The organism is Leisingera sp. CC-HEC096, assembly GCF_059429235.1.
On record NZ_JCAIJS010000001.1, the window covers coordinates 3,162,828 to 3,180,906 of the forward strand.

Here is an 18,079-nt window from a genome sequence, read left to right on the forward strand (position 1 = left end):
CGGCGACAGGAGAAGCGGACCGATGGGCAAAATTTTCTTTTTCGCAGTTTTGGCACTGGTCGTAGTGTCGGGCCTGATTTTCGCTCCGGCGGAATCAAAGCTGGCGATCCACCCGATGGACCAGTTCATCGTGAAGCCGCTGTTCGGCGGTGACCACGTCTCCTGGTACACCCCGACCAACGTGACCCTGTGGATGGGCCTGGCGGTTCTGGCCGTGTTCGCGCTGCTGGTGCTGGGTTCCTCGCGCCGCGCCATCGTGCCGGGCCGCACCCAGTCGGTTGCGGAACTGGCCTATGGCTTCATCTACAAGATGGTTGAAGACGTGGCCGGCAAGGACGGCGTCAAGTTTTTCCCCTACATCATGACCCTGTTCATGTTCATCGTGATGGCCAACTTCCTGGGCCTGATCCCGATGTCCTTCACCACCACCTCGCACATCGCGGTCACCGCGATCCTGGCGGCGCTGGTGTTCTTCACCGTGACCATCGTCGGCTTTGTCAAGAACGGCGCCGGTTTCCTGGGCCTGTTCTGGGTGTCGAGCGCGCCGTTGGCGCTCCGCCCGATCCTGGCCATCATCGAACTGATTTCCTACTTCGTGCGCCCTGTCAGCCACTCCATCCGTCTTGCCGGTAACGTGATGGCTGGCCACGCGGTTCTGAAGGTGTTCGCAGGTTTCGCTGGCGCCTTGGGCCTGTTCAGCTTCCTGCCGATCTTCGCGATCACCGCAGTTTACGCCCTCGAAGTTCTGGTGGCCTTCATCCAGGCCTACGTGTTCACCATCCTGACCTGCGTGTACCTGAAGGACGCACTGCACCCGAGCCACTAAGGCCAGGATCTGAAAGCTAAGCGGGCGGCGCCCTGACGGGGCCTGCCCACCCTAGAAATCACCACATTCCATCGTAAGGAGAGAAATCATGGAAGGCGATATCGCACAACTCGGTCAGTTCGTCGGCGCAGGTCTGGCAGCAATCGGTTCCGGCGCAGCCGCAATCGGTGTGGGCCACGTGGCTGGCAACTTCCTGGCAGGCGCTCTGCGCAACCCGTCGGCAGCTGCCGGCCAGACCGCAACCCTGTTCATCGGCATCGCGTTTGCAGAAGCACTGGGCATCTTCTCGTTCCTGGTCGCTCTGCTGCTGATGTTCGCCGTCTAAGACCTTAGGAACCTATTTCCTTACGGCCGGGCAGTGCGGCTTGATCCTGCACTGCCCGGTGTAACGGCAAGTTCCCAAGGAGGACGACATGGCATCTAATACGCAAGACGCAGCACACGGCGCCGCAGACGCAGCGCACGGGTCTGCTCCGGGCATGCCTCAGCTGGACTTCTCGACCTTCGGGAACCAGATCTTCTGGTTGGCAGTAGCCCTGGTCGTGATCTACCTCATTCTGTCGCGCGTCGCGCTGCCCCGCATCGCTGCGGTGCTGGCCGAGCGTCAGGGGACCATCACCAACGACCTCGCCGCGGCTGAAGACCTGAAAGCCAAGGCTGTCGAGGCCGAAAACGCATATAACAAGGCTCTGGCGGATGCCCGTGCGGAAGCTCAGCGCATCGCTGCTGAGACCCGCGCAGAAATCCAGGCCGGGCTGGACGAGGCCATCGCCAAAGCAGACGAGCAGATCGCTGCCAAGGCTGCCGAGTCCGAAAAGGCGATCGCCGAAATCAAGGCTGGCGCGCTGGAAAGCGTCAAGGCTGTTGCCACCGAGACCGCAGAGGCGCTGGTGACCGCGCTGGGCGGATCGGCAGACAAAGACGCAATTGCTTCGGCAGTTGCACAGCGGACGAAAGGATAAGGACATGCGCAATATTCTCGCTCTTGCCCTGACCTTTGGCGCGGCCGGCCCGGCGCTGGCTGCAGAAGGCCCGTTCCTGTCGCTGGGCAACACCGATTTCGTTGTTCTGCTGGCTTTCCTTCTGTTCGTCGGCATCCTGCTACTGGCCAAGGTGCCGGGTCTGCTGGGCAACCAGCTGGACAACCGTGCCGAGGCCATCCAGAAGGAACTGGACGAAGCCCGCGCGCTGCGTGAAGAGGCCCAGACCATCCTGGCGTCTTATGAGCGCAAGCAGCAGGAAGTTCAGACCCAGGCCGATCAGATCGTGGCTGCCGCCCGTGACGAGGCTGCCCGTGCAGCGGAAGTTGCCAAGGCGGATCTGGAAACCTCCATCGCCCGCCGTCTGGCGGCTGCCGAGGAGCAGATCGCTTCGGCAGAAGCTTCGGCTGTGAAGGAAGTTCGCGACCAGGCAATCTTGATTGCTGTTGCCGCAGCGGATGAGGTGATCTCGAAGCAGATGACCGCGGCCGAGGCCAACAAGCTGATCGACGCTGCCATCGCGGATGTGGACGCCAAGCTGCACTAAGCTCTGGCTGATACAGACAAGTTAAAAGAACCCGGTCCGAGTGACCGGGTTTTTTTTGTTTTTGGCAGGGGTGTTCTGAGCCAGTTTTAACCGATGCTGTGAAGGTGTTAACCGGCAGCTATGGGAAAACGATTTAAATGGGAAAAACACTTTCCGACTGAAGCACACGCGTTCCAGAGACGATAAGCAACCCAAGCATTATCCAGCTCCTCCGGTCAAATCCTCAGCAAGCATCAGGGCGTTGCCGTCGGGGTCGTAGAATGTTGCGGTCTTGACCATGCCTTCGACGACATCCGTTTCGCCATCAAATCTGACCTTGGCCTGTTCCAGTTTTTGCCGGGCAGAGTCCAAACCTGAGATCCCGAAGACTGGTACGCAATTGCCGGGCACGGGCTTGGTGTGTTCGCCAAGGCCAATGGCGACACCGGGCGTGTTCGTCTGAAGCTCGGACCAGCCTGCATCATCAGCATGGTAGAGCAGTTCAAATCCAAGCATGGCCTCGTACCACTTTGCGCTTGCATGGCGATCCTTGACTGACATTGCGATGGTGATGGTGTGGTCTACGGAAACAAGTGGCATGGGCTTTCCCTATGAATAAAAATATACTAACTATATTTTATGGACATTGGAATGCTTGTCAACATCACTTCAAGGGCTTGGGCAATGCCCATACTGTCGAGTCTGCATTCAGGTGTCGCAGGGCGGCAAGCTCCGCTACTGGCTGCGACCGGTGCAAGCAGGACCGCCTTTGGGCAAAGTATGGACCATTTGATCGAACTGGGCCTGGTTGAACGAAACCCTGGTTACGGTCATCCGCTGCGCCCGGAATTCCGGCTCACACAGTTGGGGGGGGCGGCCGCAGCCATCGCCAATAGGATCCACAGTGTTTCTGCAGAGAAAGACAGGCCCCTGCTGCGCCGGTCATGGACTGTGCCGGTTCTGACTTCGCTCCACACACCAAGCCATTTCAGCGGCATCAAGCGAAACCTGCCGTCGATAACAGATCGGGCGTTGTCGCAGTCATTGAAATCAATGGAAGCAAGGAACTGGGTGTGCCGCCGCGTAGATGGAGCCGCCCGCCCGCCCAAGTCTATCTATAGCGCGGTGAACACGGGCGGTCTGATAAGCCAGGTCACTGCACCTGAAATCAGCTTCCAGTAGCAGGACCGGCCGTTCAAAAAAATATTACGGAAGTCTGGTATGTCCGGCATATCGGTCATTAAACTTCATCGTCACCCCTTGCCTGTCTCATGCTCCAGCCGCTGCTTTGCAACTTCGGCGTTGCGCTCGGCGCGCTGGTGGTCGGTGAGGGCCTGTTTGACATAGTCCAGATGCGCCTCGACCGCGGTGCGGGCGGCCTGCGGGTCGCGGGCCTGCAGGGCGGCGTTGATGGCGCGGTGCTGTTCCAAGAGCGCTTCATAGGTGGTGTGCTGCTGGAACATGATGCGGCGGTTGTAGAACACGCCCTCGCGCAGGAGGTCGAACATCGAACGCATCATGTGCAGCATGATCACGTTGTGGCTGGCGTCCATGATGGCGGAGTGGAACTGCGCGTCGAGCTTGGCGGCTTCCTCGGAGGTGGCTGGATTACCGGCCGCCTCCATCTTTTCAAAGATCGCCTGGATCACCTGCAGGTCGTAGTCGGAGCCGAAGCGGGCGGCGCGTTCCGCGGCCAGCCCTTCCATGTCGCGGCGGAAGGAGAGGTAGTCGAACACTGCCTCGTCATGGGTGGCGAAGAGCTGGATCAGGGCCGGCGAGAAGGCGGAGCCCAGAACGTCGGCCACAAACACGCCGGAGCCGGCCTTGGACGCCAGCAGGCCGCGCGCTTGCAACTCGCCGATGGCATCGCGCAAGGACGGGCGGGAGACGCCCAGCCGCTCTGCCAGTTCGCGTTCGGCAGGCAGGCGCTCGCCCGGCGAAAGAATGCCGCGCAGGATCAGCTGCTCGATCTGCTTTACGACGGAGGCGGAGAGTTTTTCGGGCTGGACTTTCTGAAACGGCATCTTGGCGCTCTTCTGAATTGGTCAAAACATATGACCACGCGCGAGAGGCAGCTGCAAGGGCAGGCAGGGATCACGAAGGCTGTAACAGTAGGTCAGCTTTGTTGACTTTGTTTTGCACTTTCCTACCGTGAGCCTAGATCATGCGCGAGGAGAGAGGCATGCAGCTGAACCAGATATTTGCCACCCGGAATGCGCGGATGAAGGCGTCCGAAATCCGCGAGCTGCTGAAGCTGCTGGATCAGCCGGACATCATCTCCTTTGCCGGCGGCATCCCGGACCCGGCGCTGTTCCCGGCGGATGAATTTGCCGAGGCCTACCAGGCGGCGCTGACGCCGGAGCGGCAGGCTATGGCGCTACAGTATTCGGTGAGCGAGGGTTACCTGCCGCTGCGTGAGTGGATCGTGCGGGAGATGGCGAAGATCGGGATTGTCTGCGAGGCGGAAAATGTGCTGATCACCTCCGGCTCTCAGCAGGCCCTGGACTACCTGGGCAAGCTGTTCCTGTCGCCTGGCGACACTGCGCTGGTGGGCTGGCCGACGTACCTGGGGGCGCTTGCGGCGTTCAACGCTTATGAGCCGCGCTATGACCGGCTGTCACTGAAAGGCAACCGCACGGCGGAGAGCTATGCCGAGGGCGCGGCGGAGGCGGGCAGTGCGGTGAAATTTGCCTATCTGTCGCCGGACTTCGCCAACCCGACCGGGGAGACGCTGGACCGCGCCGGGCGGCTGCGGCTGTTGGAGCTGGCGGACACGCTGGACTGTGCGATCATCGAGGACGCCGCCTATCAGTCGCTGCGCTTTGACGGGGAACCGGTGCCGCCGTTGCTGGCGCTGGAGCTGGAGCAGAAGGGCTCGATCGAGGACTGCCGGACGGTCTATTGCGGCACCTTCAGCAAGACGCTGGCACCCGGGTTGCGGATCGGCTGGGTGGTGGCGGCAAAGCCGGTGATTTCGCAGATGGTGCTGCTGAAGCAGGCGGCGGATCTGCATACGTCGACCATCAACCAGATGGCGGTGCATGGCGTCGCTGAGGCTTGTTTCGACGCGCATGTGGAGCAGCTGCGCGCGGTCTACCAGCGCCGCCGGGATGTGATGCTGGCGGCCCTGGAGGAACACATGCCGGAGGGGCTGGACTGGACCCGGCCCGAGGGCGGCATGTTTGTCTGGATGACGCTGCCGGAAGGCACCAGCGGGGCGGACCTGCTGGCGCGGTCGCTGGAGTCAGAGAAAGTGGCCTTTGTCCCCGGGCAGGCGTTTTTTGCCGATGGCAGCGGTCAGAACACGATCCGGCTGAGCTTCTCCAATTCCAACCATACGGCTATCGAGGAAGGGATTGCCCGGCTGGGGCGGCTGTTGCGGTCTGTATGAGGCCGGGCAGCCTGCTGCTGGGCAAAACACCGCCGGAACCTGCGGGTTATCCACAAGATATGGTGTGGTTTGAACAGAATTCGCCCCGATTTGGGGGTGCGGAGCGTTGACTCAACAGGTAGGAACCGCTGAACTTTCTCGATACGGAATCACGAAGGGGCAGCTTTGCGGTTTTCCAAGCTCAGGCTGAACGGCTTCAAAAGCTTTGTTGATCCTACCGAACTGGTCATAGCCGATGGGCTGACAGGGGTTGTGGGTCCAAACGGTTGCGGCAAATCCAATCTTCTGGAGGCATTGCGCTGGGTGATGGGCGAGACCCGCGCCAAGGCGATGCGCGGCGGGGGCATGGAGGATGTGATCTTTGCCGGCACGTCCTCGCGGCCTGCGCGCAACTTTGCCGAGGTGAGCCTGCAGATCGACAACTCGGAACGGCTGGCGCCCTCCGGGTTCAATGACAGCGACATCCTGGAAATCGTGCGCCGGATCACCCGCGATGTGGGCAGCGCCTATAAATCCAACGGCAAGGACGTGCGGGCGCGCGACGTGCAGATGCTGTTTGCCGATGCCTCGACGGGTGCGCATTCGCCGGCGCTGGTGCGGCAGGGGCAGATTGCCGAGCTGATCAACGCCAAGCCCAAGGCGCGGCGGCGGATTCTGGAAGAAGCGGCGGGGATTTCCGGCCTCTATCAGCGGCGCCACGAGGCTGAGCTGAAGCTGAAGAACACCGAGGCGAACCTGCTGCGCGTCGATGACGTGATCGAGCAGCTGGCGGCGCAGCTGTCGCAGCTGGCCAAGCAGGCGCGGCAGGCGCAGCGTTACCGCGAGATTGGTGAGAAGCTGCGGCTGGCGGAAGGCATGCTGCTGTACCGGCGCTGGCGCGAGGCGGATGAATCGCGGCTGACTGCCGAGGATGAGCTGCGGGTGCGTGTCGAGCAGGCGTCCAAGGCCGAGGCGCTGGTGCGCGCGGCGGCGGCGCAGCGTGGCACGTTCGAGGAAAAGCTGCCGCCCCTGCGCGAGGAGGAGGCGATTGCTGCGGCGATCCTGCAGCGGCTGGTGGTGCAGCGGGATTCGCTGAGCGATCAGGAGGCGCAGGCGCGTCAAGCCATTGAGCGGCTTAGCAGCCGGATTGTCCAGCTGGGCAATGACATCGAGCGCGAGTCCGGTCTGAACAACGACGCGGGCCAAACCATCGAGCGGCTGGAATGGGAGCAGCGCGAGCTGTCTAAGGCCGGCGAAGGGCACGATGGCCGTCTGGCGGAGGCGGCGGAGCTGGCGCGCGATGCGGGCTCGATTTTGCAGGCGCGCGAGGACCATCTGGCGCAAGTGACCGAAGATGTCGCCCGTCTGGCGGCCCGGCACCAGTCGGCGCGCCGCGCCGTCGAGGATTGCCAGCGGGCGCTTGGCCGCTCTGAGGCCGAGGCGGAAAAGGCCCGTGCCGCGCAGGGCGAGGCGCGCGAGGCCCTGGAGCTGGCCTCGGAGAAGTTCGAAGCAGCCGTGACCGCCGAGGAAGAGGCCCGCGAGGCCTCGGAGATGGCGGAAGAGGCGCTGGCGGCCGCGGATGAGCTGCGGACGGAAACCCAGAGCCTTGAGGCGGAGGCGCGCTCGCAGCGCTCCGAGGCTGAGGGCGAGCTGGGCGCTTTGCGCGCCGAGGTGACTGCGCTGGCCAAGCTGGTGGAGCGCGACACGGCCGAGGGCGGCCAGATCCTGGACGAGCTGTCCGTGGCGCCGGGGTATGAAAAAGCCTTGGGCGCGGCGCTGGCCGATGATCTGCGGGCGCCGCTGGCGGAGGCGGACGGGCCGACCGGCTGGGTGTCCCTGCCGGGCTACGACCATGACGCGGCGCTGCCGGAGGGCGTGCAGCCGCTGGCGCTGTTTGTCTCCGGGCCGGAGGCGCTCTCGCGCCGGGTGGCGCAGATCGGGCTGGTGGACGGCGATGCAGCTGCCGGATTGCAGGCGCAGCTCAAGCCGGGGCAGCGGCTGGTGACGGTTGAGGGCGACCTGTGGCGCTGGGACGGCTACCGGGCCTGGGCCGAGGATGCGCCGAGCGCTGCCGCGCTGCGGCTGGAGCAGCTTAACAAGCTGGAGGCGCTGAAGCAGGACATGGAGCGCGTCAGCGCCAAGGCCGACGGTGCCCGCGACGCGCATGAGATGCTGCTGCGCAAGCTGGAAGAGGTGACGCAAGCCGACCAGAACGCCCGCCAGGCGCGCCGGGTTGCAGATCAGCGGGTTGCCGATGCGGCCCGCGCGCTGAGCCGGGCCGAGGCGGACCGTAATCTTGCGGAGGCCAAGCTCGAGACACTGGGCATTGCGGTCTCCCGCCACGAAGAAGACGCGCTGAATGCGGGCCTCCAGCTGAAAGAGGCTGAGAATGCCTTGGGTGAGCTGGGCGATCTGGATCAGGCGCGCGGGGCCGTTGAGGAAATCAAGCAGTCGGTCGAGGCGGCGCGGATCACCATGCTGACCCACCGCTCCAGCCATGACGAGCTGCGCCGCGAGGGCGAAGCGCGCACCAAGCGGGCGCAAGAGGTGACCAAGGAGCTGTCGGGCTGGCGCCACCGGCTGGACAGCGCCAAGCTGCGGATCGAGGAGCTGGCGGAGCGCCGCGAGGCCTCGCAGGAGGAGTTGGAAGAAGCCAATGCGGTCCCAGAGGAAATCGCCGAGAAGCGGGATGAGCTGAACGAGGCGATCTCTGAGGCCGAAGTGCGTAAGTCTGCCGGGACCGAGGCGCTGATCGCTGCTGAGGCCGAACTGCGCGAGGCGGTGCACAAGGAGCGTGAGTGCGAGCGACTGGCCTCTGAGGCGCGCGAGGCGCGGGCACGGTCCGAGGCGCGCAGTGACGCGGCCAAGGACGCGGTCACGCAGGCCGCGGGCCGGATCATCGAGGCACAGCAGATCACACCGCAGGCGCTGCTGGAGAAGCTGGGCGTGTCGCCGGACGAAATGCCGCCTTCGGAAACCCTGGAAGCCGATGTCGACCGTTACAAGCGCCAGCGCGACGCCTTGGGTGCGGTGAACCTGCGTGCCGAGGAAGACGCCCGCGGCGTGCAGAACGAGCATGACACGCTGGTAGCGGAGAAGCTGGACTTGGAAGGCGCGGTGAAGACCCTGCGCGACGGGATTGCCAGTTTGAACCGCGAGGGCCGCGAACGGCTGCTGACCGCGTTCGAGCAGGTGAACAACAGCTTTGCCATGCTGTTCACCCATCTGTTCGGCGGTGGCGAGGCCAATCTGGTGATGGTCGAAAGCGACGACCCGCTGGATGCGGGGCTTGAGATCATGTGCCAGCCGCCGGGCAAGAAGCTGTCGACCCTGTCGCTGCTTTCGGGCGGCGAGCAGACGCTGACCGCGATGGCGCTGATCTTTGCGGTATTCCTGTCGAACCCGGCGCCGATCTGTGTGCTGGACGAGGTCGACGCGCCGCTGGACGATGCCAACGTCACCCGTTTCTGCGACTTGCTGGACGAGATGTGCCGCCAGACCGACACACGGTTCCTGATCATCACCCACCACGCGGTGACAATGGCGCGGATGGACCGGCTTTTCGGCGTCACCATGCAGGAAAAAGGTGTCAGCCAGCTGGTTTCCGTTGACCTGAAGAAGGCAGAGGCGATGGTGGCCTGAGCAGGCCGGCGCCGCGGGGATAGGCGAAGGCGTGCAAAGTTTATTGGGAGATGCAAATGAATATGCTCAAGGCAATTGCCGCCTCTGCGGTTCTGATGCTGCCGGTTGCGGCGGCGGCCCAGAATGTGGTGGCCAAGACCGGGGAAAGCGTTGCCGGTTTTTTTAAGGATGAAGGCGCCAAGGTGGAGCTGACCACCGACAGCGTCGGCGATCCGAACGTCAAGGTCGAGTATTACGGAAACGATTTTTCTGTCTATTACTACGGCTGCGACAACAACGTCGACTGCGACGCCATCCAGTTTTTCTCAGGTTACCAGACCGAAGGCAGCGTGCGCCTGGCCAAGATCAACGAGTGGAACACCGAGAACCGCTTTGCCCGCGGCTACATCTCCGAGGAAGGCTCGGCGCGGATCGAGATGGACCTGTTTCTTGGCGACGACGGCATGAGCCCGGACGATTTTGCGCAGGCGGTGAGCCTGTGGACCCGGGCGATGCAGGACTTCGAGACCTTTATCGACTGGTAAGTGCCGCCGTCACCGCATCGTGACGGCCGGTTGAAAATACAAGCGTTAGGGTGGGGGCATGAATTGGATCATGCCCCTTATTGTTTGCCTGGCGGCTGGCACAGCTCAGGCCGCGGACTGGGAACTGCGCCCGGGCGATGCCCCGTTCGCACGCACTGAACTGGAGGCGCTGGCCGGGCAGTCCTTCCGGTTCTATGACGGCGGCGAGTCACTTTTTGGCCGCGATGGCGCCTATTCCTACACCTATTCGCTGGAGAACGGCGGCGGCACTGCCTGGGGCAGCTACCGGATTGCCGAGGATGGCAGCATTTGCGTCGATTTCGCCAATGGGTTCGCCCGCTGCGATCTGTACGTCCGCAACGGCAGCCGGGTGATCCTGATCACCGAGAAAGGTGAGCGGTTCCCGGTGCGCTAAAGTCCCTTCAGCAGCGCAGGGGTGGGCCATGCGTCGGCGGGGAGGCCGAGGCGTTTCTGCTCTTTCTGAACGGCAAGCCGGGTGCGGGCGCCGAGGATGCCGTCGATATCGCCGACGTTGTGGCCGCGTGCCTGCAGTTTCTGTTGCAGCTGCTTCATTTGAGTGCCGGTCAAGCCGCTTTCGGGCTTGCCGGCGTGGTAGACCTCTGCGCCCTCCAGCCGGTTGGCGAAATAGGCGGCGGTCAGCACGTAGGTGAAGCTCTGGTTCCACTCGAAGTAGACATCGAAGTTGGGGTAGGCGAGGAAAGCCGGCCCTTTGTGGCCCTGCGGTAGCAGAAGGGAGGCGCGCATGGAGGGATCGGGCAGGCTGCCTTCGCGGGCTGAAACGCCCAGTTCACGCCATCGCGCCACGGTTTTCTTGCGGGCGGTTCCGGTCAGCGACAGGTCCAGCCCGTCGGGGATGGTGACTTCCTGCAGCCAGGGCTGCCCCGGCTGCCAGCCCAGGTGCGACAGCATCCGGGCGCCGGACATCAGCGCATCGGCGGCAGATGTTTTCAGGCTGACCTTGCCGTCGCCATCAGCATCGACGCCGTGCTCCAGAATATCGCTGGGCAGCATCTGCACCATGCCGATTTCACCCGCCCAGGCACCGGTTGTACGCTTTGGGTCGAAATTGCCTTGCCGGTACATCTCCAGCGCCGAAAAGACCTGCGGCCGGAACAGCTCCGGGCGGCGGCAGTCATGGGCCAGCGTCACCAGCGCGTCGCGCGTGTTGAAATCGCCCTGATAGCCGCCATAGTCGGTCTCGAACGCCCAGAAGGCCAGCAGTACGCCGCGGCTGATGCCGTAGGTGCTTTCGATCCGTTGGAAGGTGCTGTCGTGCTTTTGCGACATCTGCAGACCGCGCCGCAGGCGGTCTTGCGAGATCAGGCGGCGCGAAAAATCTGTGAAGGGCTTCTGGAATACCCCCTGTGCCAGGTCGGCCTCGAGCACCCGGCGGTCCTGTCGGGTGCCGTCGAAGAAGGCGTTAACCGTGCTCATGCCGTAGCCGGCCTGGACCGCCTCGTCTTTCAAAAGATTGACGAAATTCTGAAAGCCGCCGCCGCATTGGGCTGCGGCCGCCGCTGGCAGCAGGCCCACCGCGAGGGCAAAGGGCAATAGGCGCATGGCTTCGGCGCTCCTTGTCTTTCCGCTCCCACGTGACCCTATTTGCTAGAGAATCAAGGTAATGGCAATGGTCAGAGCCAAGGCAATTGCCCAAGTTTGCCAGAGAAGGGTAACGGAGCGGGTGATGGTTTCGGCGCTGGCGCTTTTGGCACCTTCGGCGTGGACCCAGGGAAAGTCGCGCATCTGGCCGTCGTAGGAGCGCGGGCCGGCCAGGGCAGCGTCCAGCGACCGCGCCATGGCAGCCTCAGGCCAGCCGGCGTTGGGGGAACGGTGCTTGCGGGCGTCGGCGGCGATGGCGCTCCAGTGGCGCAACTGGCCGCCGGCCAGGGCGATCAGCAGGCCGGTCAGACGCGCCGGGATCAGGTTCAGCAGGTCGTCCAGCCGGGCGGAAGCCCAGCCAAAGTCTTTGTACCGGTCATTGCGGTAGCCGATCATGCTGTCGGCGGTGTTGATCATCTTGTAGATGATCAACCCCGGCAGTCCAGCGATCAGGAACCAGAAGGTGGGCGCGATGACACCGTCGGACAGGTTTTCCGACCCGCTTTCGATGGCGGAGCGCGCAACTTGCGGCGCGGACATGGAGCCCGTGTCGCGGCTGACGATCATTGCCACCGCCTCGCGGCCTTCCGCCAGGCTGCTGCGCAGCCCCCTGGCGACTGCAGTGACATGTTCGGTCAAGGACCGCTGGGCGATCAGGACGGCGGCAACCAGAATTTCCACCAGCGCCCCGGGCAGCGCCAGCAGTTTGCCCGCGAAATAGCCGCCCAGGACCAGCGCCACAGCCGCCAGCACGCCCTGAGCGCGGCGGTTGCTGCCGGTGTTGAGCTTGCGGTCCAGGAAGCCTACTGCCTTGCCCATCAGAACTGCGGGGTGGGTAAAACGGGACCACAGCCATTTCGGTTCGCCAAAGACGGCATCCAGCAGCAGCGCAACAACCAGCATCGCAGCAGTGCTCATAGCGCCGCCTCCAGCCGCGCCCAGCCGTCCGACGGCGGCAGGCCCAGGCGCAGAAAGGTTTGGGAATAGGGGAAGATGCGGCTCCAGATATGGGCGCGGGCCAGCTGGCGCTGCCAGGCGGCTGCGTCCTCCACGTTATACAGCCGGAACAGGTCGGTGCCGCCAGCCAGGCTGGCGCCCTTGGCCAGCACCAGCTCATCCAGCCGGGCCGCATCCTGCCGGAGGCGGGTGCGGGTAGCCTCGGCCCATGGGCGGTCCCGCAAGGCCAGCGCGCCGGTGCGCAGCGCGGGACCAGAGACGGCCCAGGGGCCCTGCCAGGTGGCAAGCTTGGCGATCAATTCAGGGTCGCCGATGGCAAAGCCCAGCCGCATCCCCGCGAGGCCCCAGAATTTGCCGAAGCTTTTCAGAACAATGACGCCGGGACGGGCAGCCATCCGGATCAGGCTCTGATCCGGGCAGACGTCGCAGAAGCTCTCGTCGATGATGGTGAGCGGCGAGGTGAGATTCTCTTCGCTCCACAGGCGGCCGTCCGGATTGTTCGGATGCACCACGACCCGGGCCTCGGCGGGGCCGTCAACGCGGATCTTCCAGCCGCGGGCTTCAAAGGAGGCGGCGTGTTCGTTGTAGGTGGGCTTGGAGATCTGCACCCAGCGCGGTGCGGCCAGGGCGGGCAGGGCGGCAATCAGCGCCGAAGCACCCGGCGCGGCCAGAACGGCGGCCTCCTCCGGAATGTTCCAGAAAGCTCGCGCTGCGTTCTCAAGCTCCGCCAGGGCATCGGCATCCGGCAGCGCCCCCCAGTCGCCTGCGGTGAACTCCGGCAGCGGGTAGGGGTGCGGATTAATGCCCGTGGACAGGTCCATCCAGCCGTTGCGGCTCCCGCCGAATTCGGCCATCGCCGCGCTGAGGTTGCCGCCGTGGTCCCGGGGCGGGGTTGCGTTTTCATGCAGGCGTTCGGGCATCACGGGCGTCACCGGTGGATATTCCTCTCCAGGCTGATCGTTTGCCATATGAGATTACCCGTTTCTTAAAGCAACAATTTCAGTGCGGGAACTCCCTATTTGATGCAGGAAAGGCGGATCTGACGCCAGGTGGCGTCAGGTCGCAGGGGTCAGCCGCGGCGGTGCGGTTCCATCCAGTCGATCCTGGGGTTGACCGGGATGATCCGGTGCGGGTTGATGGTGTCGTGGCTGTAGTAATAGTGGCGCACGATGTGGTGCATTTCGACAGTCTCTGCCACGCCGGGCCATTGGTACAGCTCGCGGGTATAGGCCCAGAGGTTCGGGTAGTCCGCCAGCCGCTTGCGGTTACACTTGAAATGCACGTGGTAGACCGGGTCAAAGCGCAGCAGGGTGGTGAACAGCCGCCAGTCGGCCTCGGTGATGCGGTCGCCTAGCAGGTAGCGGTGCTGCGACAGCAGGTCCTCCAGCCAGTCCAGGCTTTCGAACAGCGGCTCCACTGCGGCGTCATAGGCCTCTTGCGAGGTGGCAAAGCCGCTTTTGTAGACGCCGTTGTTGACGGTGCTGTAGACACGGGCGTTCACCGCCTCAATCGGCTCGCGCAGCTCTTCCGGCCAATAGTCATCGGTGTTACCGGTGAGCCCGTCGAAGGCCGAATTGAACATCCGGATGATCTCGGAGCTTTCGTTGGAGACGATGGTATTTCGCGTCTTGTCCCACAGAACCGGTACCGTCACCCTGCCGGTGTAGCCGGAGTCGGCGCGGGTGTAGACTTGGTGCAGATGAGAGCTGCCGAACAGGGTATCGCCGGTGGCGCCGTGTTCATCTGTCTCGAAGGTCCAGCCTTCGCCCAGCATGTCGGGATGCACGACAGAGACGGAGATGTGGTCTTCCAGCCCTTTCAGCTTGCGGAAGATCAGGGTGCGGTGGGCCCAGGGGCAGGCTAGCGACACGTACAGGTGATAGCGCCCGCTTTCCGCCGGAAAGCCGCCTTCGCCCGAGGGGCCTGCACTGCCGTCCGCGGTGATCCAGTTGCGGAACTGCGATTCGCTGCGTTTGAAGGCGCCGCCGGTAGAATCGGTGTCATACCATTGGTCGTGCCATTTCCCGTCGATCAAAAGGCCCATCGTGTCTGCTCCTGCTGCTGTGCGGTTCAAACATAGGCATGGCGGGGCCATGCGCCTATGCAGCGCAGCGCGCAAGGCCTCTGCGCCACTGCACAAGCGCAACAAAGTTGCGCCGCCGTGAAATTTCCGAGAATGTTCACTTGATTTTATCTATTTGTGACGCACCGTTGATAGGACGGACCCGTGACAAACCAAGCGATTGGAAGGCTGCTGCTATGAATACCTACGTTCCCAAGGCTGTGCAGGAAGCGCTGGACACCGCCCGCCTGCAGGGGATGCGGAAGAAGAGCCGGCTGCGGGTGATGGCGGATAATGAGCTGTATCCGGTGCTGCGGATCTGGAAGACGGGGTTCTCGGTTGAGGCGGATACCGCGCCGATGCTGCGCGGGCTGGTGGACATTTACGAAGGGGCCCGCCACCTGTCGCAATGCCTGATTGTTGCCAGCGAGGAAGAGGGCGGCGAGATGCGGTATGAGTTCAAGCGTTCGACGCTTGCCTCCGACACGGCGCCGCTGGATTTCTACAAGTCGCCGGACGCTCCCGCCGGGCTGATCCCCTTTGACCAATCACAGGGCAAGATCTAAGGCGGCAGATCAGGGCCGGATTTCCACTTCGGTTCCGATCTGTGCCAGGCGCCACAGCGTTTCCATCTGATTATTGCTTACGGCGATGCAGCCGGCGGTCCAGTCGCCGGGCAGGGTGATCAGGCTGCCCACCGAATTCGGCTGCCCGTGAATAAAGATATCGCCGCCGGGGCTGACCCCTGCGGCCTGCGCGCGGGCACGGTCCTCGGGCTGGGGGTAGTTGATCCCCAGCGACAGGTGATAGGCACTGTTTGGGTTGCGCCGGTCGATCAGGAATGTGCCTTCAGGGGTTTTGCCGTCGCCTTCTTGAAACTTGTCGCCCGCCGGTTCGAATCCCAGCGCGATGGGAAATTCCAGCACCGTCTCGCCGCCGCGGCTGGCTGTCAGGCGGCGGGCGGATTTCTCGATCAGGATACGGTCGATCCGGTCCACGACGGCGGCCTGCGGCGGCACCGGGCGTGGAGCGAAGGCCTGCCAGACGGCCCAGGCGGCGCCGGTCAGGACAACCAGCGCCAGGAGGCGCAGCAGGCGCTTCATGGTTATTGCAGGTCCGAGAAGGCCTTGGTCAGGCGGCGGCAGGCTTCCTCGACCCGGGCGCGCTGGGTGGCCAGGTTGAAGCGTTCCATGAACTCGCCGCCGGTGCCGAAGCCGTCACCGGGCGAGGTGGCGATTTTGGCGTCTTCGCGCAGGCGCTTGATGAATTCCACACGGCTCATGCCCGTTCCGGAGAAGTCGACCCAGGCCAGATAGGTCGACTGCAGCGGCAGCGACTTCAGCCCCGGCAGCGCGTTGACCGCATCGTCGAACAGTTTGCGGTTGCCCTCCAGATGGGCGATCTGGGCATCAACCCATTCGGCACCTTCGGGCGAGTAGGCGGCGGTGATCATCGCCACGCCAAGCGCGCTCGGGTCATAATCCAGCGTGTTCAGCCGCTGGCGCATCGCGGCGCGCAAGTCCGGGTCCGGGATGATCATGTTGCCGGTGCGCTGGCCGGCAATGTTGAAGGTTTTGGAGGGCGCCGTCAGGGTAACGGTCCAGGCGCGCGCCTCAGGGGCTGCCACATCCATCGGCACGAAGGTACTGCCCGGATAGACCAGATCGTGGTGGATTTCGTCAGAGACCAGGATCAGATCGTTGCGCTTGGCAAATTCCGCCACCGCGCGCAGTTCCTCCGGCGTCCAGACCCGGCCCGAGGGGTTCTGAGGCGAGCACCACAGCAGCAGTTTTTCACTCCCGTTCAGGCGCGACTGGGCATCGTCCAGATCCAGATTGTAGGTATCGCCGTCCCGCGCCAGCGGGCATTCGGTGACCTCGCGCCCGGCCTTGTTCACCTTGTGGGCAAACTCATGGTAGACGGGCGAAAAGATCACCACGCCGTCGCCGGGCTGGCTCCAGACATCGAGGCTCAGGGCGATGGCGTTGCCGAGGCCTTGGGTGGTGAGCACCCAATCGGTTTCGATGTCCCAGCTATGACGGGTTTTCATCCACCATTGCACCGCCTGCAGATACTCCGGGTGCTGCCAGGAATAGCCGAATACGCCGTGCTCTGCGGCCTTCTTGACAGCTTCGATGACACAGGGCGCAGTCTGGTAATCGGAGTCCGCCGTCCACATCGCCAGACCGTCCTGCGGGGACACGCCGAACAGCGTCTCCATCTTGTCCCATTTCGAGCTGTGGGTGCCGCGGCGGTCGATGATCGTGTCAAAATCCATGTGGTGAACTCCCGTGTGTTTGGAAGCGAAGCTAATCGCTGCGGCGGCGGGCGCAAGGGGGCGTTGCGATGGGGCCGCTGATCGCATACATGAACTTCATGAAACGACAGATCCTGATCCATCCCGATCCCCGCCTGAAAAAGGTCTGCGCGGCTGTGCCGGACCTCAGCGACGAGTTGCGCGTGCTGGCGGATGACATGCTGGAAACCATGTATGCAGCCCCCGGCATCGGCCTGGCGGCGCCGCAGATCGGCATTATGCAGCGGCTGATCGTGCTGGATTGCGTCAAGGAAGAGGATGGCGACCCGCGCCCGCTGGTGATGTTCAACCCGGAAATCATCTCCGCTTCGGACGAAACCAGCGTCTATGAGGAAGGCTGTCTGTCGATCCCGGACCAGTATGCAGAGGTGACCCGCCCCAAGGTGGTAGAGGTCGAGTGGATGGACCGCAACGGCAATGCGCAGCGGGAAACCTTTGACGGGCTGTGGGCGACTTGTGTGCAGCATGAGATCGACCACCTGAACGGCAAGCTGTTCATTGATTACCTGAAACCGCTGAAGCGCCAGATGATCACCCGCAAGATGCAGAAGCTGAAGCGCGAACGCGCCCGCGCCTGAGGGATTTCCAGACATGACCGTCCGCACCTGCCTGCCCTGGCCTGACAAGCGCCTGCGCACCAAGGCTGAAGAGGTGACAGAAATCACCGACGAGATCCGCGAAATCTGGGACGATATGGTCGATACCATGGAGGCGATGCCGGGCGTGGGCCTGGCCGCCAACCAGATCGGGGTGATGCTGCGGCTGGCGGTGGTGGATGGCTCCACCGAGCGCGGCCGGGCCGTGAAGCTGGCGAACCCGGAAATCCTGCATGCCTCGGTCGAGCTGCGCGAGCATGACGAGGCCAGCCCCAATCTGCCCGGAGTTTCGGCCAAGATCAAACGCCCGAGGGCCGTGACGGTCCGGTTCCTCAACGAGCAAGGGATGGTGGACCGCAAGGATTTTGTGGGAATTGAGGCAACCTCGGTCCAGCATCAGATCGACCATCTGAACGGTAAAATGTACTTTGACCGGCTGAGCAAGGTGAAGCGCGACATGCTTATCCGCAAGGCGAAGAAGCTGACCGGCTGAGGCTGAACACTGAACTCCCGGGCCGCCTGCGGCCCGGTTCGCGCCCGGCCCCGCCCCCAGGGCGGACGCGAAACGCCCACCCCGGGACCGGGCGCGAACCTGCGTTGTTTCAGGCAAGCCCGTCTGCGAGTGCGGCAAGGCAACCGGGGTGCAGACGGGGGACGCC

General features: G+C 63.6%; 20 protein-coding genes. 12 read left to right on the forward strand and 8 right to left on the reverse strand.

All coding sequences use genetic code 11. The features are described from left to right. The first annotated feature begins 22 nt into the window (after positions 1 to 22). The 4 genes from AC5STI_RS15245 (at position 23) to AC5STI_RS15260 (ending at position 2,353) form a co-directional block, all read left to right on the forward strand. Positions 23 to 826 (forward strand): F0F1 ATP synthase subunit A, encoded by an 804-nt coding sequence (locus AC5STI_RS15245; RefSeq protein ID WP_027235612.1) that lies wholly within the window; start codon positions 23 to 25, stop codon positions 824 to 826. 88 nt (positions 827 to 914) lie between these two features. Then, positions 915 to 1,151, forward strand: a complete 237-nt coding sequence (locus AC5STI_RS15250) for a F0F1 ATP synthase subunit C (protein ID WP_008553903.1) — start codon at positions 915 to 917, stop codon at positions 1,149 to 1,151. Between the two features lie 88 nt (positions 1,152 to 1,239). Continuing rightward, a complete protein-coding gene (locus tag AC5STI_RS15255) occupies positions 1,240 to 1,788 on the forward strand; it encodes a F0F1 ATP synthase subunit B' (protein ID WP_259958056.1) in 549 nt (182 codons plus the stop codon). A 4-nt stretch (positions 1,789 to 1,792) separates the two neighbouring features. Next, a complete protein-coding gene (locus AC5STI_RS15260) occupies positions 1,793 to 2,353 on the forward strand; it encodes a F0F1 ATP synthase subunit B (protein WP_495447265.1) in 561 nt (186 codons plus the stop codon). A gap of 198 nt (positions 2,354 to 2,551) precedes the next feature. Here the strand turns inward: AC5STI_RS15260 and AC5STI_RS15265 are convergent, their stop codons facing one another. Beyond that, positions 2,552 to 2,932, reverse strand: coding sequence for a VOC family protein (locus AC5STI_RS15265; RefSeq protein WP_495447266.1), 381 nt, complete (start codon positions 2,930 to 2,932; stop codon positions 2,552 to 2,554). A 39-nt stretch (positions 2,933 to 2,971) separates the two neighbouring features. On the opposite strand from AC5STI_RS15265, the gene AC5STI_RS15270 reads away from it, so the two are divergent. Next, complete coding sequence (locus AC5STI_RS15270) at positions 2,972 to 3,514, forward strand: winged helix-turn-helix transcriptional regulator (RefSeq protein ID WP_495447267.1); 543 nt, start codon at positions 2,972 to 2,974, stop codon at positions 3,512 to 3,514. Between the two features lie 71 nt (positions 3,515 to 3,585). On the opposite strand, the gene AC5STI_RS15275 is transcribed toward AC5STI_RS15270, so the two are convergent. After that, the gene (locus tag AC5STI_RS15275; protein ID WP_475049170.1) at positions 3,586 to 4,356 is read right to left on the reverse strand and encodes a FadR/GntR family transcriptional regulator; all 771 of its coding nucleotides are present in this window, start codon (positions 4,354 to 4,356) and stop codon (positions 3,586 to 3,588) included. A gap of 158 nt (positions 4,357 to 4,514) precedes the next feature. On the opposite strand from AC5STI_RS15275, the gene AC5STI_RS15280 reads away from it, so the two are divergent. The 4 genes from AC5STI_RS15280 to AC5STI_RS15295 all read left to right on the forward strand — a co-directional run bounded on the left by AC5STI_RS15280 (position 4,515) and on the right by AC5STI_RS15295 (position 10,283). Next, a complete protein-coding gene (locus tag AC5STI_RS15280; RefSeq protein WP_495447268.1) occupies positions 4,515 to 5,723 on the forward strand; it encodes an aminotransferase-like domain-containing protein in 1,209 nt (402 codons plus the stop codon). Positions 5,724 to 5,888: 165 nt separating this feature from the next. Then, positions 5,889 to 9,344, forward strand: a complete 3,456-nt coding sequence (locus AC5STI_RS15285) for a chromosome segregation SMC family protein (RefSeq protein WP_495447269.1) — start codon at positions 5,889 to 5,891, stop codon at positions 9,342 to 9,344. A 56-nt stretch (positions 9,345 to 9,400) separates the two neighbouring features. Next, on the forward strand, positions 9,401 to 9,868 hold the full coding sequence (locus tag AC5STI_RS15290) for a YbjN domain-containing protein (RefSeq protein ID WP_475049174.1): 468 nt from the start codon (positions 9,401 to 9,403) through the stop codon (positions 9,866 to 9,868). Positions 9,869 to 9,938: 70 nt separating this feature from the next. Then, entirely contained in the window at positions 9,939 to 10,283 is a 345-nt protein-coding gene (locus AC5STI_RS15295; protein ID WP_490399859.1) for a hypothetical protein, read from the forward strand. Here the strand turns inward: AC5STI_RS15295 and AC5STI_RS15300 are convergent. From AC5STI_RS15300 to AC5STI_RS15315, 4 genes are all read right to left on the reverse strand, one after another. Next, complete coding sequence (locus AC5STI_RS15300) at positions 10,280 to 11,449, reverse strand: lytic murein transglycosylase (protein WP_495447270.1); 1,170 nt, start codon at positions 11,447 to 11,449, stop codon at positions 10,280 to 10,282. The two genes, AC5STI_RS15295 and AC5STI_RS15300, sit on opposite strands and share 4 nt — an antisense overlap. Before the next feature lie 45 nt (positions 11,450 to 11,494). Further along, positions 11,495 to 12,406 (reverse strand): adenosylcobinamide-phosphate synthase CbiB, encoded by a 912-nt coding sequence (gene cbiB, locus AC5STI_RS15305; protein ID WP_495447271.1) that lies wholly within the window; start codon positions 12,404 to 12,406, stop codon positions 11,495 to 11,497. After that, positions 12,403 to 13,365: a threonine-phosphate decarboxylase gene (locus tag AC5STI_RS15310; protein ID WP_495447272.1), complete on the reverse strand. Its 963-nt coding sequence runs from the start codon at positions 13,363 to 13,365 to the stop codon at positions 12,403 to 12,405. The genes cbiB and AC5STI_RS15310 overlap by 4 nt, the downstream gene beginning before the upstream one ends. A gap of 149 nt (positions 13,366 to 13,514) precedes the next feature. Then, positions 13,515 to 14,489: a glutathione S-transferase family protein gene (locus tag AC5STI_RS15315; RefSeq protein WP_495447273.1), complete on the reverse strand. Its 975-nt coding sequence runs from the start codon at positions 14,487 to 14,489 to the stop codon at positions 13,515 to 13,517. Between the two features lie 215 nt (positions 14,490 to 14,704). Here AC5STI_RS15315 and AC5STI_RS15320 point away from each other — a divergent pair, with 215 nt between their 5' ends. Further along, the gene (locus tag AC5STI_RS15320; RefSeq protein ID WP_490399854.1) at positions 14,705 to 15,073 is read left to right on the forward strand and encodes a hypothetical protein; all 369 of its coding nucleotides are present in this window, start codon (positions 14,705 to 14,707) and stop codon (positions 15,071 to 15,073) included. 9 nt (positions 15,074 to 15,082) lie between these two features. Here AC5STI_RS15320 and AC5STI_RS15325 read toward each other — a convergent pair whose 3' ends face one another. Together AC5STI_RS15325 and AC5STI_RS15330 are read right to left on the reverse strand one after the other, a co-directional pair. Continuing rightward, a complete protein-coding gene (locus AC5STI_RS15325; protein ID WP_495447274.1) occupies positions 15,083 to 15,610 on the reverse strand; it encodes a L,D-transpeptidase family protein in 528 nt (175 codons plus the stop codon). A gap of 2 nt (positions 15,611 to 15,612) precedes the next feature. Continuing rightward, positions 15,613 to 16,785 carry a MalY/PatB family protein gene (locus tag AC5STI_RS15330; protein ID WP_495447275.1) on the reverse strand — a complete coding sequence of 391 codons (1,173 nt, stop codon included), beginning with the start codon at positions 16,783 to 16,785 and terminating at the stop codon, positions 15,613 to 15,615. 98 nt (positions 16,786 to 16,883) lie between these two features. On the opposite strand from AC5STI_RS15330, the gene def (AC5STI_RS15335) reads away from it, so the two are divergent. Continuing rightward, positions 16,884 to 17,402 (forward strand): peptide deformylase, encoded by a 519-nt coding sequence (gene def / locus AC5STI_RS15335; protein ID WP_495447276.1) that lies wholly within the window; start codon positions 16,884 to 16,886, stop codon positions 17,400 to 17,402. Between the two features lie 13 nt (positions 17,403 to 17,415). After that, complete coding sequence (gene def / locus AC5STI_RS15340) at positions 17,416 to 17,913, forward strand: peptide deformylase (protein ID WP_495447277.1); 498 nt, start codon at positions 17,416 to 17,418, stop codon at positions 17,911 to 17,913. Positions 17,914 to 18,079 lie beyond the last annotated feature (166 nt).

Excerpts from the sequence above, each read along its gene's own strand:
- AC5STI_RS15315 (WP_495447273.1), bottom strand. The coding sequence starts at position 14,489 with ATGGGCCTTTTGATCGACGGGAAATGGCACGACCAATGGTATGACACC.
- AC5STI_RS15260 (WP_495447265.1), top strand. The coding sequence starts at position 1,793 with ATGCGCAATATTCTCGCTCTTGCCCTGACCTTTGGCGCGGCCGGCCCG.
- AC5STI_RS15290 (WP_475049174.1), top strand. The coding sequence starts at position 9,401 with ATGAATATGCTCAAGGCAATTGCCGCCTCTGCGGTTCTGATGCTGCCG.
- AC5STI_RS15300 (WP_495447270.1), bottom strand. The coding sequence starts at position 11,449 with ATGCGCCTATTGCCCTTTGCCCTCGCGGTGGGCCTGCTGCCAGCGGCG.
- AC5STI_RS15275 (WP_475049170.1), bottom strand. The coding sequence starts at position 4,356 with ATGCCGTTTCAGAAAGTCCAGCCCGAAAAACTCTCCGCCTCCGTCGTA.
- def (WP_495447276.1), top strand. The coding sequence starts at position 16,884 with ATGAAACGACAGATCCTGATCCATCCCGATCCCCGCCTGAAAAAGGTC.
- AC5STI_RS15325 (WP_495447274.1), bottom strand. The coding sequence starts at position 15,610 with ATGAAGCGCCTGCTGCGCCTCCTGGCGCTGGTTGTCCTGACCGGCGCC.
- cbiB (WP_495447271.1), bottom strand. The coding sequence starts at position 12,406 with ATGAGCACTGCTGCGATGCTGGTTGTTGCGCTGCTGCTGGATGCCGTC.
- AC5STI_RS15330 (WP_495447275.1), bottom strand. The coding sequence starts at position 16,785 with ATGGATTTTGACACGATCATCGACCGCCGCGGCACCCACAGCTCGAAA.
- AC5STI_RS15320 (WP_490399854.1), top strand. The coding sequence starts at position 14,705 with ATGAATACCTACGTTCCCAAGGCTGTGCAGGAAGCGCTGGACACCGCC.
- AC5STI_RS15250 (WP_008553903.1), top strand. The coding sequence starts at position 915 with ATGGAAGGCGATATCGCACAACTCGGTCAGTTCGTCGGCGCAGGTCTG.
- AC5STI_RS15295 (WP_490399859.1), top strand. The coding sequence starts at position 9,939 with ATGCCCCTTATTGTTTGCCTGGCGGCTGGCACAGCTCAGGCCGCGGAC.
- AC5STI_RS15270 (WP_495447267.1), top strand. The coding sequence starts at position 2,972 with ATGGACATTGGAATGCTTGTCAACATCACTTCAAGGGCTTGGGCAATG.
- AC5STI_RS15310 (WP_495447272.1), bottom strand. The coding sequence starts at position 13,365 with ATGCCCGAACGCCTGCATGAAAACGCAACCCCGCCCCGGGACCACGGC.
- def (WP_495447277.1), top strand. The coding sequence starts at position 17,416 with ATGACCGTCCGCACCTGCCTGCCCTGGCCTGACAAGCGCCTGCGCACC.
- AC5STI_RS15255 (WP_259958056.1), top strand. The coding sequence starts at position 1,240 with ATGGCATCTAATACGCAAGACGCAGCACACGGCGCCGCAGACGCAGCG.
- AC5STI_RS15265 (WP_495447266.1), bottom strand. The coding sequence starts at position 2,932 with ATGCCACTTGTTTCCGTAGACCACACCATCACCATCGCAATGTCAGTC.
- AC5STI_RS15280 (WP_495447268.1), top strand. The coding sequence starts at position 4,515 with ATGCAGCTGAACCAGATATTTGCCACCCGGAATGCGCGGATGAAGGCG.
- AC5STI_RS15245 (WP_027235612.1), top strand. The coding sequence starts at position 23 with ATGGGCAAAATTTTCTTTTTCGCAGTTTTGGCACTGGTCGTAGTGTCG.